The following is a 17,649-nucleotide window of genomic DNA, read 5'->3' as shown; positions in this document are numbered from 1 at the left end:
AATCCCATGTTTCAATCCCTGATAGGGTTTTAGGTTTTTTCCGGCCGCCCGTTCCAGAAGCCAGGGTGTATTTGGTTTTCAAGGTGCAGTTCCGTGAATCTAAAACAAAAGTACCATTCCAGCCTTCGGGTTGTCAATACCAAAAATTTCATATTCACTCCAAAACCTTATCCTGTAAAGCTTACAGATTTTCCGTGAATGTTTTTTTCAGACGAGGGGCATCAAACTCTTGCTGCACATGAGTTTGAGCCGAAAAATTTGATGCCCCTATTTTAACACCTACCGGTTCACGGAAACTAGGCAAAAAATATTGTGCGATCCACTGGCACTACCCCACCAATACCTTCGATCTTACCCTGACAGCAAGCGCACAGCGGAAAAAACCAAATACTGTCTTCCTTGGGTTGGATGACTTTGTTCGGCGGGGCGATCGTAACTTAGATTTTAGTCCTAGCCGGAATCAATCTCCTCAACTGGTTGGATGACTTTGTTCGGCATGGCGATCGTAACTTAGACTTGAGTCCTAGCCGGAATCAATCTCCTCAACTGGTTGGATGACTTTGTTCGGCATGGCGATCGTAACTTAGACTTTTTGGGCTGCGAAATAGGCTTCGCCCCGAGTAAATGACTTTGTTCGGCGGGGCGATCGTAACTTAGACTTGAGTCCTAGCCGAAATCAATCTCCTCAACTGGTTGCATGACTTTGTTCGGCATGGCGATCGTAACTTAGACTTGAGTCCTAGCCTCCATCCATCTCCTCAACTGGTTGGATGACCTTGTTCGGCGTGGCGATCGTAACTTAGACTTGAGTCCTAGCCGGAATCAATCTCCTCAAACTATTCCGCCAACCAGAAAGCAAAGCGATTAAAAAACAACTCCGATCTATCAAAAAAAATTAGCTCATATTCAACAGCTAACGGCTTAGACACTTATCTCTAAAATCTCACGAAAAAGCCATATAAAAACTGCCAAGTCGTAGACTTATCAAAATCTAGGCTTTAGAAAATCACAGACCAAAACTTATATTTTACCGAAATTGAATCTCCAATTAATTCCTATGAGTGATTTGCCCCAACTTGTTCAGCCAAACCTAAACCTTCAACAATAAGCGAATTTTTACCTGCCATATTTGCGGTTTTACGCTTCGCGGTTCCGAAAAATATTATTGGTAAATTGCATACAAAATCCCCAAATTAACTTAAAATTAGTAGAGTGGCATTTACCTTAAAATTACTTATGACAAAAGCCGAAATTAGCACCGAAAACATCACAGTTCCTAACGGGGATTTACAAATAGCTGCATACCTAGCCCAGCCAGCCTCCCCAGGGCAATTTCCCGCAGTTATCGTGATTCAAGAAATCTTTGGCGTCAACTCGCACATCCGCGAAGTTACTGAAAGAATAGCAAAAGAAGGATATGTGGCGATCGCCCCAGCCATCTACCAGCGTCAAGCCCCCGGCTTTGAAACCGGCTACACACCCGAAGCCATCCAAATCGGCAGAGAATACAAAGAAAAAACCACCGCTTCCGAACTTCTCGGCGATATCCAAGCCACGATCGATTATCTCAAAACTCTACCCTCAGTCAAACCAGAAGGTTTTGGCTGCATCGGTTTCTGCTTTGGAGGGCACGTCGCCTACCTTGCCGCTACTTTGCCCGAAATCAAGGCTACAGCGTCGTTCTACGGCGCCGGTATCGCCACCCAAACCCCCGGCGGCGGCACCCCCACGATCGCCCGCACAGCAGACATTAAAGGCACTCTCTACGCCTTTTTTGGCACTCAAGACCCCAGCATTCCCTTAGAACAAGTTGACCAAATCGCCGCCGAATTGCAAAAACACAGTATTTCTCACCAAATTTTCCGCTACAATGCCGATCACGGCTTCTTCTGCGACCACCGCGGCAGTTACGACGCTACGGCAGCAGCCGATTCGTGGAGGCAGGTGAAGCAGCTATTTCATCAGAAAATATGGGTGGAAACCCCGTCCTTCTAGGACGGCTTTGCCTTTTTACCGCAATTTAACCAGAAAGTTGAGAGGTTTCGCTGTAGAATAGAATATGCAGCGAGACCAATAGGATGTACCTGACTCAAAAGAACCAAATCCGCAATCTAAACAAGTCTGAGTTTTTGGCACTGCGAGAGTTGTGTCGTCTTAGCAAAAATCTCTACAATGTAGGGCTTTACACTGTTCGACAATACTACTTTCAGGAGCGCAAACACTTGCGTTACGAATCTGCCTACCATCTGTGCAAAGAAAACGAGAACTATCGTTTGCTAAACACGGATATTGCTCAACAGACTTTGAAAGTAGTAGACAGAACGTTTCACAGTTTCTATGCCTTGATTAGCGCTGTTAAATCTGGCCGCTATCAACCGAAGGTGAGATTGCCTCACTACTTACCCAAAGATGGCTACTTTGTATTGATAATTCCTCGGATCGTGGTTAAGGACGGACGGTTTAATGTACCGATGTCAAATGCTTTCAAGAAGCTGTTTGGAGCGGTATCTATTCCATTCCCTGAGAGACTTAATCCTGAAGCTATCAAAGAAGTTCGGATACATTCTAAGTACAATGCTCGATTCTTTGAAGTCGAGTTTGTTTCCCAGGTTGAACCAGAACCTGTTGAAACAGTCGTTGATAGCGCTATTTCCATTGATTTGGGATTGGACAATTTGGCTACTTGCGTTGACACCAATGGGGCATCCTTTATTGTGGATGGTCGTAAACTTAAATCTATTAACCAGTGGTTCAACAAAGAAAATGCCAGATTGCAATCTATCAAAGATAGACAAAAGATTGAGCGGATAACTGAGCGTCAAGCTAGATTGCTTGTCAATCGAAACAATCAAGTTAGGGACTATCTCAGCAAAACGGCAAGGCTGATTATTGACCATTGCATTGCCCAGAAAATTGAGCGCGTGATTGTCGGGTTCAATTTGGGCCAGAAGCAGGAAATCAATATTAGCAGTCGCAACAATCAGAACTTTGTCCAAATTCCTTTTCATACTTTGAGAGGTAAGCTGAAATCGCTTTGTGAGCGTTACGGCTTGCTCTACCTTGAACAGGAAGAATCGTATACAAGCAAAGCTAGCGCTTTGGATGGTGACGATTTGCCTGTCTACAATGCCGGCAAACCAGCAACTTACCAATTTTCTGGCAAGCGTGTTAAGCGCGGATTGTATCGGACTTGGGAAGGACATTTGATTAACGCTGATTGTAATGGTGCTGCAAATATTGGCAGAAAAAGTAAGCAGAATGGTTTTACCGGACTGTCTAGAGGCTGTTTGGCACAGCCATTACGAATCAAGATCCACGCTTGATTGCGGTTCTTAAGAATCCCCTCGCCTTCAGGCAGGGGAGTGTCAACAGCAACTTCAACCAGCTTAGAGAGTGGGAGATGGGGAGATGGGGAGATGGTCCGATAGTCCGATGGTCCGGGTGGGAAAATTTTTCTACTGACAACAGACAACTAAATTACTGACAACTGACAACTAAACTGACATGAATTCCAAATCTACAGGTTCTCAAAGCGCAAAACCATCCTTTTCAATGGATGATTTTGCTAAAGCCCTCGAACAGCACAATTACGAATTCCAGAAGGGACAAGTAGTGCGCGGCAAAGTGTTCGAGTACGACTCAAACGGCGCGTATGTTGATATCGGCGGCAAGTCTTCGGCTTTTTTGCCGATCGAAGAGGCTGCTTTGAGAACAGTAACGGATTTGTCGGAAGTGGTTCCGCTGGACGAGGAACGGGACTTTTTGATTATCCGCGAACAAGATGCCGATGGCCAAGTTACCTTGTCTCTGCGGCAGTTACAAATTCAGCAAGCTTGGGAAGATTTAGTGGAATTGCAGGAAACCGGTAAAGTTCTTCAGGTGCGGGTTTCTGGCGCAAATAAGGGCGGCGTGACTGTAGATGTTCAGGGAATGCGCGGCTTTATTCCCCGATCGCACTTAGTCGATCGCGATAACCTAGAATCGCTGATCGGTCAATCTTTGAGCGTTAATTTCTTGGAGGTCGATCGCGAACGGGAAAAACTCGTACTTTCCCAGCGGATGGCCACTCAATCGAATGCTTTCAAGGACTTGCAAATTGGTCAGTTGGTGGAAGGAAAAGTCAGCAGCATCAAGCCTTTTGGCGTGTTTGTGGACTTGGAAGGAGTTAGCGGTTTGCTGCACATCAAGCAAGTCAGCCAAAAATATATTGATAACCTTGGCAAGGTGTTTGCTCCCGGTCAACCCCTGAAAGCGATCGTGCTTGACCTCGATGAAAGTCGTGGCCGAATTTCACTTTCTACCCGGGTACTAGAAAATTACCCAGGGGAAATGGTGGATAAGATGGCGGATGTTATGGAGACTGCAGAAGAGCGATCGGAACGTGCTAGAAAGACTCTTTCTTAAGTCTTGATCTAATTACCACCCCGACTTTTAAGAAGTCGGGGTGGTAAGAGTGCGATCGTTTTACGTTTAATTAAGTTGATTTACTTATTTTGCATTTTACATCGACTTCTTATACCAGTTTCCCAAAAGAATCCCACTATAGCAATCGTCGCATCATTTAGGAATTTCTTACTCCCTCCCCTTACCAAGGGGAGGGTTGGGGTGGGGTAAAAAATTTACGACTCCTGCAAGGATTGCTATATAGGCTAACTCCAAACCCCTATCCAGTAAGTTAATACCTCTCGCCCATCAAAAATCCCAAATAGTCTTACGTCTTCCTTTCCCTATCTAACTCCATTTTTAGCGTTCGTTATTTAACCCCATTAGCTACTACTCCCAAGACTTTAAAATCTGCTACATTTAGTTGATCTAAAGCTTTATTTACCATCCCGCGATCGGTTTTTTCTATTTTTACTATCAGCACTGTACCATCAGTTTGAGAAGCTAGTAAATGACCGTCTGCTAAACCAATTAAAGGTGGTGTATCGTAAATGACTAAATCAAATAAGGCTAGGAATTGTTCCATTAAATAGTGCATCTTTCTCGAAGAAAGTAATTTAATTGGATCAGAGGGAATAGTACCTGCTGTGAGGACAAAAAGATTGTCATCGTCGGGTAATCGCTGAATAGCCTCATTTAAGCTTAAATCAGAACTTAAAACATTACTTAAACCTTTCATATTTGACAAGCCAAGATATGTGTGCAGTTGAGGCACACGCATATTAGCATCCACTAATAATACTCGTTTACCAACAGCAGAAGCAGTTTTAGCTAAATAAAGTGCTACAGTTGACTTACCCTCACCTTTAATGGTCGAAGTGATGGTTAAAGAACTTATTGGGTGTTCAGCATTTAATAATTGAATATTTGTGTATAAGTAGTGAAATGCCTCGACTACAGGAAAATCTTTGTAATTTGAAACTATTATTCGTTTTAAGCTTGCACTGTTAGTATTTGAACTTACGCTAGTGAATTTAGCTGGAACACGTTCACCTCGACCAGATTTAATTTTCATCGCTTTGGCGATCGGAATGACTCCCAAAATAGGGCGTTTAGTTGCTGATTTAATTTCTTCGGGAGTATGGAAAACAGTATTTAAAACTTCTACTAGGAAACCTATAGCAATGCCTAGTAAAGTGCTAATAACGATCGCAATGGCTAGGTGGCGACGGGTTGGTTTTTCTGTTACTGGGTAAAAATCACCATTTTCGTTTGTGATTAACTGTGGTTTAGATATAATTTGCCAAGAGCCATCAATTTGACCAGCATCTAGTTGTAAAGTTTTTTGTTTTTCGAGGAAGAGTTTGAGATTATCTTTAGCTAGTTCTAGTTTTAATTGTATGTCATCATAGCGAAGTTGAGCTTGAGGCATTTGAGTGATTTTTGCTTGCAGTGAATTTTGGCTATTAGTTATCAATCGCTCGCGAGCTTCCAACTGTTTTAGTTGTGATTGCATCTGCAAGAGGACAATATCAGCTTCTTTTTTGATTAAATCACGCAAACTTTGCTGCTTTTCCCGCAAAGATTGAATGGGAAGGCTATTTTCATAAAATTGAGTAGAGCTTAAAGCTAATTGCGACTCTATTTCATTTACTTTGCTAATTAAATTTTCATAGGATTTGGGGCTAATATCAACAATCCAACGATTATCGCCCGTTAACGCTCTTTTTTTGTAGCTTTCATATTGAAGCCTACTTTCTGCCAGTTGTGCTTGCACTTCTAGGCGACGATTAGTTAAATTATCGAGCTGATCTGATAGGCTGCGGCTGCGTACTTCGGGTTGATTAAAGTTATACTGAAGCCTTAACATTTGTAATTCTTGTTGCAATTTATCGACTCTCTGCTGGAGTGGGGGCAGTTGTCGATCTATAAAATCAATACTTTGTTTGCTAACTTTCAAACGCTCTTTATCCATATATTCTAGGTAATATTTTGCAGTTTCATCCAGCACATATTGGATGCGCTTTGGATCTCGATCGCGATAGCTAATATCTATGAGTTTAGTACCACCCTGCTTCCCATCTCGCAAGAAAGTAATACGTTGGATAGTCAAGCGGCTACTGAGACTTTTATAGTCAAATTTTGGATATTTTGTTTGCAATTTATTGACTAATGGTAGTAACACTTCTGGGCTTTTTAAAACCCGCGCTAAACTTTGATAATCCACCGAGGAACCGTCTTCCGCTGATGATTTAATTTTGTTCAAGTCTGTGATGCCTAAACTGTTATTTTGAGCTTGAACCAATAGTTTTGATAGCCGATCGTCAGCCGTAATCGGTTCTGCTAAAACTGTGAATTTTCCTTCATACTCAGTAATAGAGTTTTTGGCAGCCCTGAGCACGAAACTACCGCTTAAAGTAGCTATGCTGGCAGCTACTATGCCCATCACCAGAAGGCGACGTTTGATGACAGCTAGTACCCAATTCATATCAAGAACTTGGTCATCCTCTGCTGGGGTACTAGCTAGGTAATTAGCGGAGGGAGCAGACAAATATTGACCATTAAGGTCATTTTTGATGGAAGACAACAGTTTTTTATCCATAGCAAGAATCTTATTTAATTCCTAATTTCCGAATAGTCTGAGTAGCTCTATCAGTCTGGTGGGAACGAGAATTCCACCAATAATATTACTAGCTGGTGAGAAAACAGTATTAATGTTGTCTACGAATATAGCAGTCCTCGATCGTGCCACTATAATTATGTCATTATCTTGAATCAGTGGGTTGCTTTGAGCGTCGATTCCTTGATTAAAGTTAATTGATACTTGCGATCGAGATATCGTGCCATTAGGATTTAGCCTGATCAGTTCCACATATCTAGAGTTAGCGCGATTTGGTCGAAAACCTCCCGCACTCATAATTGCTTGATTTAAGGTAGTATTAGGAGGTAATTTGAGTCCACCCGGAGCATTGACTTCTCCGATAACACTTACTTGCAAAGTCGCCGGAGCAAAGCTAGCAGTAGCTAGAACAGAAACTTCTCCGGGGTCGATCGCCGTCGCTGTCGGGACAAAGATGATATCCCCTTCTTGTAGTATAGTATCTTGAGAGGTATCTTGTTCTTGCAAATATTGCCAGAGGTTAATAGTTCTAATTTGTTGTTGGCCACTTCTAGTATAACGTTGGAGTTGGATTTGCCGAATATCAGCGATTGATGTTATGCCACCAGCTAGTTGTAGAGATCGAATGATGGTCGGTTGTCCGCTGGTTCTTTCACCATTTCGGGTATCACCACCAATGGCTACATATCTACCCGGACGCTTCACCTCTCCGAATACTGAGACAGTACGGGGTTGATCTGCTGGTATAGAAAAATTAGATTCACTAAGTTGATTTGTTTCTGCTAAATTAATGGTTTCTTGAGGGGGAACCAAGATTTGATCTCCATCTCGCAACGTGATATCTTGGCTGCTCTGACCAGTTTGTAAATAATCCCACAGATTATAAGTGATAGTTATTTCTTTGTTAGCCGTAAGCCGACGCCGCACAATTACTCGTCGAATATCAGCGCTAGCTCGAATACCCCCAGCTTTTTCTAAAGCTTGAGGAAGCGTGGGAAACTGAATCGATGGTCTAGTTCCACCTCCATTAGCTAGGGGTAATAAGTAAGAGCCCGGACGACTTATTTCACCCGATAACCAAATATTAAGCGGGCGGGCAGCTTGTAAGCTGATTGTAACTAAAGGTCTTTTTACGACCTTACCATAAGCTCTAGTGATAACTTGGGCTGCCTGTTCTAAAGTTAATCCTTGAAGGGAAACACTACCAATAATGGGGATTTGAATAGCTCCCCCAGCGGGAATTTGATACTCCCCACTAAGCTGAGGCAGATCGTAGATATCAATTTTAATATTGTCTCCACCACCTAGATAGTAATCAGTATTAATACTTGTTGCGGGGGCTGGCGACTGAGCGAGGTTGGTTTGAGGGTAGGAGAGAGTGAGTACCAGCGCCAGCAGTGGCAGTTGTAAAGCACGGAGAGTAAGCCATTTCATAGGTAGTAACAAATTTATGATAGAGGTAAAGCCATGAAAGATATTTTAAGAATGCCGATGTTTGCGTTGATGCTATTGTGTTTAACGCTTATCGTGTTTGTGACTATTTATATTTTAGCTGCACGCCATCCGAAATTGAGTGGCACATTAGAAAAGATTTTTGTGGGCATACTTTTTTTTACCATCACTGGTGGTTCGGGGATCACGGCAATGCCCTTTACCAAACTCCATCCTAACGTTTTCTACAACTTAGAAACTACACCCCCAACGATGATTGCTCAAATTGCCATTTATGGGGGCATGATATTAATGCTATTTCCCCGCTTAACTAAAACTACCCAAAAAACAGTTTCTATGTGCATTAAATGGATAGCAGGAGACATTTTTTTAGGTTTGTTTTTGTTGATTATGACTTTATCGGGCTTGTGGTCACAAACTCCTGAAATTACTTTTAGGGCTATTTTTGCTATTTGGGTAGTAACACTGGCTTCTATTTATGTAGGGAAAGTGTATAGTTGGTTAGAAATTTATGGATTATTGAGATGGCTAACTGGTTTATTAGCTTTATGGTCACTTGTGAAAACAAATGCAGCGCCAGACGGTTGTTGGACAGGAGTTTTAGGTCATAAAAACCCTTTTTCTTTTCAAATGGCTAATACAGCTTCTTTATGGCTTTTATATGCTTTTAAGGATCGTAAGTATCGATATTTATCATTATTTATAACTTTAATAGCTTTAGTAGGATTGCAAAAAGGTTGTAGTGGTGCTAGTCGGATTTTGACAGTGGTATTAATCAGTTTGTGGAGTTATTTAGCCCTCTTAAAAAAATTACCTGTAAAATGGGCTTTTCTCTGCTTTATCTTATTTTTGGTCGGTAGTATAGGTATAAGTATTTTGGTATTAAATAATTTAGAGGCTATTATTGTGGATGGTTTGAAAAAAGATATGACTTTAACAGGTAGAACCGATTTTTGGCCTTTAATTATTGATCGAATTAATCAAAACAATCCCATATTTGGTTATGGAATACAAGGATTTTGGCAGTGGTGGCGTCGCTCGGAAAATCCCGCTTACGGAATTGTAGTAGCTAAAACTGGTTTTGTGCCACCCCACTCTCACAATGGTTTTATTGATATACTTTGCGAACTGGGTTGGGCCGGACTCTTGTTGTTTATTGGGTCATTTTTGAATAATATATTTAGAGGTATAAAGTACCTAGTTAAAGGACCTTTTCCAGAGTCAGGTTTGCCTTTGTATTTATTAACATTTATGCTAATGACCAATTTGACAGAGGGGGGACTATTGGGGGTTGGTACTTATTGGTGTTGGTATGTAGTTTTATCGGTAAAATTGAGCTTAGATAGGACAGCTAAGGATAATCCACCCTGATGATGTCAGCGTTTGGTCAGGCCTATTAGGAGAATCTTTACAAAGAATAGGCATATCCCCCACTTCTTAAAGAAGTCGGGGCTTTAACACCGATCGCGTTTTACGTTTAATTAAGTGGGCTCACTTAATATGACTCGCAATTGTTTCACTCTCCACCGTTGCTTCCACGGGCCAAGAATTTTCCATCTCTACTGTTTGTTGCGGCTGATAAACTGCCAAGTCGAACCAGAAAGTCGTACCCACATTAACTTCGCTAACTAAATTAATTTTAGTGTGGTGCTTGTCAATAATGTTTCTGACAATAGAAAGACCTAATCCCGTTCCTTCTAAAGTGTGTACTCGGTTTTCTACCCGGAAAAAGCGATCGAATATTGCTTGTTGGTCTTCAGGATCTATGCCAATCCCAGTATCAGAAATTTCGATCCGCACTACCGGAAAATGTTTAGCATCCGGTGACAAGTTTTGGTTGACGGATTGACCGTCTTTGTAGGTGGGCGTCTCCGACTCTAGCAAATACGCTCGAATTGCCACCTTGCCGCCGGACTCAGTAAATTTTAAGGCATTTCCTACTAAATTTGCAAATACTTGCAGCAGCAAATCGTAATGACCTAAAGCAGGCGGCAAATACGGGTCAACTTCTTGCTCTAATTCAATGCCTTTATCCTTAGCATTTAACTGATAAGTCCGCAGGGTTTGTTCCACAGCTTGCGGTAGGTCAACAGCTTCCAAGTGATAAACTCGACAGGATTCCAGTCGCGACAAGTCTAACACGTCGTTTACTAAACGAGTTAGTCGATCGGTTTCTCGATTGGCAATTTCTAGGAATTCCCGGCGCTCGCTTTCTAGAAGGTCTTCTCCGTACTCGTGCAGAGTCTCGATAAAAGATTTGATATTAAATAAAGGCGTTCTCAATTCGTGAGAAACATTGCTGATAAAATTGCTTTTAGCCTCATTTAGTTCTACTTCCCGAGTAATGTCCTGCACTGTCATTGCAATGCCTTTGAGACTTTCTCGGTAATTTCCGGAACCTTGATGCTTGGAGGTTTGCTCGTAGAAAGTACACTCTACAGCTACCGGGCGTTGTGGTTCGGTACAGGTATTTTGCTCGTGGCGGATGCAGCTTCTGCACAGCGGTTCGGCACCGGGCGCTTTGTGCAGAATGACTGTAGTTAAAACAATGCGAATTGTACGGTTAACTGGTTCGCTCATGGAGATGCGAAATTCGCCGCCGTCGCGATCGCCCGCAGCTATTTCCTGCAAAGGTCTAGCCAACTCCTGCTGCACTTCCGAAGGCAAAATGTTGAGAACATTTACTCCAAGCGCATTTTTGCCTTCCCATCCAAAAATCCGCATTCCCGTCGGATTAACTAAAATCACCTGCAAATTTGCGTCTAATAAAAGCGCGCCATCAGCAATCGTTGATACCAAAGTTTCTAACTTAGCTTTTTCCGCTGTCAGTTCTTCAATATTTTGTTCTTCATAACTTTCGAGTTTCTGGGCCATTTCATTAAAACTGCCAATTAACTCGCCCAATTCTCCGCCTAAAGGCAGGTCAACTCGCTGCTTAAAATTCCCGCTGGCAATGTTTTTGACCCCGAAGACTAATTGTTTTATCGGCTGAGTAATTGTCAGGGCATTAAATACAGCCCCCAAAATGACCATCACCCAAATAGTCACAAATACTGCTAAAGTGACATCCCTAGTCAGATTTGAAGATATAACTGCTGCGGGATTTGGGTTAATGCCGATCGCCAAAACTCCCAAATATTTGTCTTCATGAATTAACGGCACAAATACATCGGTAACTTCTCCATCGGGGGTCAAATGCTGCCGCACCAAAGGCAAAGAAGTTAAATTTCTCGCCTCAATATCGGCGAGAAAATTATCGGGAAGTTTGATCTGGCGGCGCAGTGTCAGGGAAGTCTCCACCTCGGATTCCGAAAAGGGTATCCCCAGAAAAATATCTCCCGCTTCGTCTGCGTAAAGCATATAGCGGACGCTGGAGGTGCTGCTGTAAAATTGGCGGGAAAAGCGGGCGACTTCGGAGCGATCGTTGTTGGCAATCAGCGGCGCCACATTTGCTGCCAACAGCAAGCCGAGGTCGCGGCCGTAACGAGTATCGTTAAGTCGGGCGTCTTGCTGGATAGTATTCACGGCCCAGAATGTCAGGCCACTCATAATTAACGACACTACGAGGGTAGCAGCGGCCATCAGGCGGGTCTGGAGGGTAAAATCCGACCACCAGCGGGCAATAATTTCTCCGATTTTGTTTAGTATGGCCAGCATTTCACCAGTTCACCCGTTCAATATTAAAAGCAAGATAAATTCAGTTGGCTTCAGATAAAATTTTCTGATGCGACTTGTCCGCTACCGCCACCGCAGAGATACCAAACTTCATTGTTACATTTCTACATTGAGATTGCTTGGCTTTCGGATGGCGGTCGATGTCGCAATTCCTAATTTTTATCGCCCAGAGCTCGGCGACCGATGTCCCGACGGCAGTAGACGCCTTCAAATTGGATGCAATCAACTGCTGCATAAGCTGTGGAGATAGCTTGTTCCAAAGTTTCTCCCGCTGCGGTGACGCCCAAAACCCGGCCGCCGTCGCTCACCAACTGCTGGTGCTTCAACTGGGTGCCGGCGTGAAAGACTTCTGCTCCTTTGGCTTCAGCTTCCTCGATACCTGTAATAACTTTGCCTTTTTGATAACTTCCAGGATAGCCCCCAGAAGCCAAAACTACGCAAACAGAGGCCCCCGACTTCCAGCGAATAGAAGATTCACCGAGACGCTGCTGACAGCAGGCGAGCACCAAATCTTCTAAAGGCGTTTCCAGCAGTGACAAAACCGCTTGAGTTTCGGGATCTCCGAAACGGCAGTTGAATTCTAAGACTTTGGGTTCTCCGTCGGGGGTAATCATTAAACCTGCGTAGAGTACACCCCGGTAGTCGATTTTGCGTTTTTGCAGTGCGGAGAGGGTGGGTTCGAGAATTTCTTCTTGAATCCTTTCCATGAGTTCCGGGGTGACAATGGGCGCTGGGGCGTAGGCTCCCATACCGCCGGTGTTGGCTCCCTGGTCGCCTTCGCCGATAGCTTTGTGGTCTTGGGCCGGCAGCAACGGTTCCACTGTGATGCCGTCGGTGAGGGCGAGAATCGAGACTTCTTGACCGGTTAAGAATTCTTCGACGACGACTCGGATGTTGTCGGTGCCGAATTCGCCTCGGAAAATGGTGTTGATGGCGCTGTGAGCCATTTTGACGGTGGTGGCAACGGTGACTCCTTTGCCTGATGCGAGTCCGTCTGCTTTAATGACTATTGGGGTTCCTTGTTCCAGAACGTATGCTTTGGCTGCTTCTGCGTCTGTAAATACGGCAGCTTTGGGTGTGGGGATGCCTGCTTCGAGCATCAGTTCTTTGGCCCAGGATTTGCTGGATTCAATTTGGGCGCCGGCTTTGGTGGGGCCGAAAATCATCATTTTTCGCTGTTGGAAATAGTCGGCGATGCCTAGCGATAGGGGCAATTCGGGGCCGACGATGACTAATCCGATGTTGTTGACCATCGCAAAGCGTTCGATGCCTTGGAAGTCGTCGATGTTGAGCGACAGATTTTGACAGCCTGGGGTGGTAGCTGTGCCGCCGTTCCCAGGCACGCAGAATACTTGTTTAATCCGCGTAGATTCTAGCAGTTTTTTTGCGATCGCGTGTTCGCGACCTCCGTTTCCCACAACTAAAACTTTCACAGTATCCTCACCTATAAATTGTGTTCCCTGAATGTCTGATTTTCAGTGTTGGCATCTGTCTATCTGCTTTTTGCAGTGCTGTCAATTATGCCATGCTTGGCGCTAGGGAATTGCTAGATGTGGCACTTTTCTGGAGGGGTGGGCTTCGACCGCTGTTTCTCAATGGCTGGGAGCGTGCAATAATTAAAGACTTTAGCTGCCCAATTTTTCTAGGTTCTGCCTCGATTTAATCCTGCAATTAAAACTATTTTCTGGCTTTTAACTCTGCAATTACTGTAATTCATCCGGCGACAAATAGCGATAAGATAGGCAGGTTGACTCTGCGGAATTTTACTCACATGAAATCAAATCAAACCGCTGCGAGTTCGTCTGCAAAATTTAAGCGGGTGGGCGTTGTCGGCGGCGGCCAGCTAGCTTGGATGATGGGGGATGCTGCTAGGGGGATCGGTATTGAATTGGTAGTACAAACTCCTAATGCTACTGACCCGGCAGTTTCTGTTGCTGCTGGTGCTGTTTTGGCTGCTGTTGATGATGTTTTGGCTACGGCTCAATTGGCGGATGACTGCGATGTTATTACTTTTGAAAATGAGTTTGTGGATTTGGATGGTTTGCGGCCGCTAGAAGAGCAAGGTGTGTTATTTCAGCCGAGTTTGTCGTCGCTTTCTCCTTTGTTGGATAAGTACGTTCAGCGCTGTTATTTACAAGGTTTGGGTTTGCCAACTCCGAGGTTTTGGGAATGGGATTGCAGCGCGGATTTGCCCCCAGAATTGTTTAAGGCGGTGGCGATCGACTTTCCGGCAATTTCTGTTTCCGACAGCGTGCAGATTGCAGGAGACTCAGATGCTGGATCGATCGACTTTCCCTTTGTTGTCAAAGTTCGCCGCCACGGTTATGACGGCCAAGGTACTTTTATTGTTAAGGATCGGGGGAGTTTTGAGTCAATTCGTGCTAAACTCCAAGGTCAGTCTTTGCTAGTGGAAGAGTTTGTGCCGTTCGATCGCGAGTTGGCTGTGATTGCAGCTCGATCGGCAAATGGGGAAATTGCTATTTATCCGATCGTGGAAACTCAGCAACAAAATCAGGTTTGTCATCTGGTGATTGCGCCCGCTGATATTAGTTTAGAGGTGAAAAATGAAGCTTGTGCGATCGCCCGCACTCTCCTCAACAGTTTGCAAGCTGTCGGCGTATTCGGCATTGAATTATTTTTAACCGCCGACAATAAGCTGTTAGTCAATGAAATTGCACCCCGCACTCACAACTCGGGACATTTTACGATCGATGCTTGCGAAACTTCCCAATTTGAACAGCATTTGCGCGCAGTTTGTCAACTGCCTTTAGGTAATTCGGCTCTGAAATGTGCAGGCGCTGTGATGGTAAATTTGCTAGGCTACGAGTCTGCCCAGTCCGATTATTTAGCAAAAAGACAACAACTGGCACAAATTAGTGGTGCTTTTGTCCATTGGTATGGTAAGGAAGTATCGCGTCCGGGCCGCAAACTCGGTCACGTTACAGTTGTGCTCGACGCGGACTTGGTGGCTCAGGGGCGATCGCAAGCACTGGCGATCGCTCAAACCGTAGAATCCATCTGGTATGCAAGTTAAATTGCTCGAAGCTTGCCAAAATCGGGTTAGTTGGTATATATTTAATAAAGGTTCTACTGCGACGTTGGTGACTGCCAATAATGTTTTTTTGATCTATAACTCTTAACTCTCGGGAATCAAGATGTTTGGACAGCAGTAAACTGGGCTTGTACCCAGAAACTTTAAGTCCGAGCCAACGGTACCCACCTGGTAAAATACCAGGTCAAAAGCTGAGGTAAGACGGCGTTGCGGGGAACCATTAAAATTTGGATAGAGATAGGCGCTGTGAAATATGGCTAGCCTATTTTTTTTTGAGATAAGCTGTTGCATATTTAAACTATACAAGCATTACCCTTGTTTTTGATTTGGCGACCCCATTTAATTATTAATTGTCCTTCATTTAAGAGGATCTGCAATAAATACTCCAGCTCTTCAATAGATGTAAAAAGTCGATTTGCAATATATTTTATCGAAAAATAACGGATATGGAATGAGAATTAAATAACTTAGAATGCGTGATGGTTCTTGTGGGTTAGGCGTCCCGCCCGCCCTGAATATACAATTTAAATGCGCGACAGCTTAGCAGTCTATTTGCAAATTTGAGATGTTCCCAATCATCTTGCGATCGCCCTGGTAATAATTTCCACAAACTGATGCAGTAAAGCAGTCATTCTATTTTAGATTTTAGATTTTGGATTTTGGATTGAACCCACGGATAAATTCGGGGGCTTGAGGATTTTAGATTTGAGATTTTGGATTGATTCCACGGATAAATTACGTGGCGGGTACCACCTTTGAAATTCTTGGTCAACTCTCAGCAAAATCTCCGGCGTGGAATCGATCGCCCTTCCAATAAAAATATTTAACCAAGGTGGGCAAAAGCCCACCCTAATTCCTACTTCCCTACAGTGAAATACTCATTCTTAGCATACACGCTAATAATGCAGTCTCCCACTTCAAAAAACATCCCCTCTTGCTCATCTTTAGAAAATTGCAAGTTGCCGTATTTAGAATTAATTTCCTCAGCAGTCGCCGCTTTTGCCTCCATTTCATCCGGGATAAGTCCAGTAGAACCGATATAGAAAACCAGCGGTGAAACTTTTTCCCTGTACACTTTTTCAGCATAAGCTTCCAGTCGCTCATTCGCATTAGCTAAAGCAGCGACAAATTCGTCTCGCTTGACATCTTCTCCCTGCCATTTCGCTTGCAAAAGGCGCAGCAAACTATCTGCACCCACTTTGGCTAAAGTAGCGCTAACAATTCCGTTATCCTCCAACCCCAAAAACTCATCAAAAATCAGTTTCATCAAGTCGTCAACTTTGGTGATTTTTGTTCGGGATGACAGCGTTTTGTGGGCGAAGACAACAGGCTCATCTAAGGTGATGTCAAATGTCGGTTTTGCTAGCTTTTCGCCCGTGTTTTTGTGGTAAACTTCATAAAGGCGATCGAGAAATTTGTTGGCCGAGTGCAACTTGCCGAAGTTGAGGATGTTTTTGCTGCCGATGTCGATTTTGTAGCTGACTCGCGAATCTACTGAACCGTTGGCGATCGCACTTTTTAAATCTGTGTATTCTGTCGTCGTCGGAAAGTTGATGTAAAGGCTTTTTGACAGATAATGCTGTTTCACTTCTTCCAATTGTTCCGCAGTGTAAGCCTCAGATTCCTCCTTCAAATGAGCCGAGAGAATGCTAGAGAGAATTTTGATTTCTGCTAGTTCCTCAAACACTCCGTCAATGCTGCCGTAACGCCCGTCAAAAGGCACGAGGGGCAAAGTATCTAACTTAATATCGTACTCGGAACGGAAGTCAAATTCTTGCACGGGCGAACCGTTTTTTTCAAGGAGACCGCATTTTTTGAGCAAATCAAACACAGGTTTGCTGCTGATTTTGGTTCGCAGCGACTTAATATTAACTTCGCCGTCGCTGACAATGGTATAATTGTTGAAAGTATTGAGGTCTGTAACTAGAATTCCCGCCACTTCGGCGATTAAAGTTTCATCCTCAACTTTTACCAGCTTAGCTTTTCGGGTAATCAGCATATTGATGGTAGCGGTATTTTGATTGATGGCAAATGAACCCATTTGCACGTATTCGCCACCATCTAAGAATTCAGTTTTCAGCCAAGGCTTGACAAGGTTGCCGTTTTCGTCTCGCTTTCCTTCAATTCGCTTCAAACCTTTTCGCTGATAATTTTCTTGCAAGTGTTTCAAGTTGATGATGATGCTGTTGCTGTTTTCCTCCAATATCTTGATTAACTCCAGCAGGGAAATTTTCTCGCTAACTTTTACCCGATCGCCAATTTCATGATTTTTCAACACATCAGGCGCAAAAACAGCCTGTTCCAAATCTTCCGTAAACTCGGCTATTTGGGCATTTGTCAAAGCTTTCGCGTGTTTTTCCGTCAAAGTAGCATCGAAGGTGCTCGCCAGCGCATACTTAGCCGTATTTAAATTGCCGTCAGCGAGGTTAGCTTTCGCAAAAGCCAACACCGACCACGAATTTCTTCA

Annotated in this window: 10 protein-coding genes, 1 other RNA gene, 1 pseudogene and 1 CRISPR repeat array (1 of these 13 running past the window's edge); of the genes and pseudogenes, 6 read left to right on the top strand and 6 right to left on the bottom strand. The window is 43.7% G+C overall.

Going from position 1 to position 17,649, the window contains the following annotated elements:
• Positions 1 to 45: direct repeats of the CRISPR family, unit length 37 nt; unit sequence GTTTCAATCCCTGATAGGGTTTTAGGTTTTTTCCGGC; it reaches 2,724 nt to the left of the window's first position.
• A gap of 1,191 nt (positions 46 to 1,236) precedes the next feature.
• The 3 genes from QUB51_RS03110 (at position 1,237) to QUB51_RS03100 (ending at position 4,404) form a co-directional block, all read left to right on the top strand.
• Positions 1,237 to 1,995 (top strand): dienelactone hydrolase family protein, encoded by a 759-nt coding sequence (locus QUB51_RS03110; protein WP_333053703.1) that lies wholly within the window; start codon positions 1,237 to 1,239, stop codon positions 1,993 to 1,995.
• An 83-nt stretch (positions 1,996 to 2,078) separates the two neighbouring features.
• The gene (locus QUB51_RS03105; protein WP_333053702.1) at positions 2,079 to 3,323 is read left to right on the top strand and encodes a transposase; all 1,245 of its coding nucleotides are present in this window, start codon (positions 2,079 to 2,081) and stop codon (positions 3,321 to 3,323) included.
• A gap of 181 nt (positions 3,324 to 3,504) precedes the next feature.
• Entirely contained in the window at positions 3,505 to 4,404 is a 900-nt protein-coding gene (locus tag QUB51_RS03100) for a S1 RNA-binding domain-containing protein (RefSeq protein ID WP_333053701.1), read from the top strand.
• A gap of 349 nt (positions 4,405 to 4,753) precedes the next feature.
• Here the strand turns inward: QUB51_RS03100 and QUB51_RS03095 are convergent, their stop codons facing one another.
• On the bottom strand, positions 4,754 to 6,985 hold the full coding sequence (locus tag QUB51_RS03095) for a polysaccharide biosynthesis tyrosine autokinase (RefSeq protein ID WP_333053700.1): 2,232 nt from the start codon (positions 6,983 to 6,985) through the stop codon (positions 4,754 to 4,756).
• A gap of 21 nt (positions 6,986 to 7,006) precedes the next feature.
• On the bottom strand, positions 7,007 to 8,437 hold the full coding sequence (locus QUB51_RS03090; protein ID WP_333053699.1) for an SLBB domain-containing protein: 1,431 nt from the start codon (positions 8,435 to 8,437) through the stop codon (positions 7,007 to 7,009).
• Between the two features lie 33 nt (positions 8,438 to 8,470).
• On the opposite strand from QUB51_RS03090, the gene QUB51_RS03085 reads away from it, so the two are divergent.
• Positions 8,471 to 9,826, top strand: a complete 1,356-nt coding sequence (locus QUB51_RS03085) for an O-antigen ligase family protein (RefSeq protein WP_333053698.1) — start codon at positions 8,471 to 8,473, stop codon at positions 9,824 to 9,826.
• 120 nt (positions 9,827 to 9,946) lie between these two features.
• Here the strand turns inward: QUB51_RS03085 and QUB51_RS03080 are convergent, their stop codons facing one another.
• Entirely contained in the window at positions 9,947 to 12,112 is a 2,166-nt protein-coding gene (locus QUB51_RS03080) for an ATP-binding protein (RefSeq protein ID WP_333053697.1), read from the bottom strand.
• Positions 12,113 to 12,282: 170 nt separating this feature from the next.
• On the bottom strand, positions 12,283 to 13,563 hold the full coding sequence (purD, locus tag QUB51_RS03075) for a phosphoribosylamine--glycine ligase (RefSeq protein ID WP_333208178.1): 1,281 nt from the start codon (positions 13,561 to 13,563) through the stop codon (positions 12,283 to 12,285).
• Between the two features lie 338 nt (positions 13,564 to 13,901).
• Here purD and QUB51_RS03070 point away from each other — a divergent pair, with 338 nt between their 5' ends.
• Positions 13,902 to 15,164 (top strand): 5-(carboxyamino)imidazole ribonucleotide synthase, encoded by a 1,263-nt coding sequence (locus tag QUB51_RS03070; protein ID WP_333259187.1) that lies wholly within the window; start codon positions 13,902 to 13,904, stop codon positions 15,162 to 15,164.
• A 50-nt stretch (positions 15,165 to 15,214) separates the two neighbouring features.
• Positions 15,215 to 15,402, top strand: a non-coding RNA gene (gene ssrS, locus QUB51_RS03065) — 6S RNA.
• A 73-nt stretch (positions 15,403 to 15,475) separates the two neighbouring features.
• Here the strand turns inward: ssrS and QUB51_RS03060 are convergent.
• Together QUB51_RS03060 and QUB51_RS03055 are read right to left on the bottom strand one after the other, a co-directional pair.
• A pseudogene (locus tag QUB51_RS03060) lies at positions 15,476 to 15,610 on the bottom strand (IS630 family transposase); the annotation flags it as partial.
• A gap of 428 nt (positions 15,611 to 16,038) precedes the next feature.
• Complete coding sequence (locus QUB51_RS03055; protein ID WP_333259190.1) at positions 16,039 to 17,628, bottom strand: hypothetical protein; 1,590 nt, start codon at positions 17,626 to 17,628, stop codon at positions 16,039 to 16,041.
• Positions 17,629 to 17,649: the final 21 nt, after the last annotated feature.

It is taken from the genome of Microcoleus sp. AT8-A3 (assembly GCF_036705675.1).
Lineage (GTDB): Bacteria > Cyanobacteriota > Cyanobacteriia > Cyanobacteriales > Microcoleaceae > Microcoleus.
This window is presented reverse-complemented; position numbering and strand designations above follow the sequence as displayed.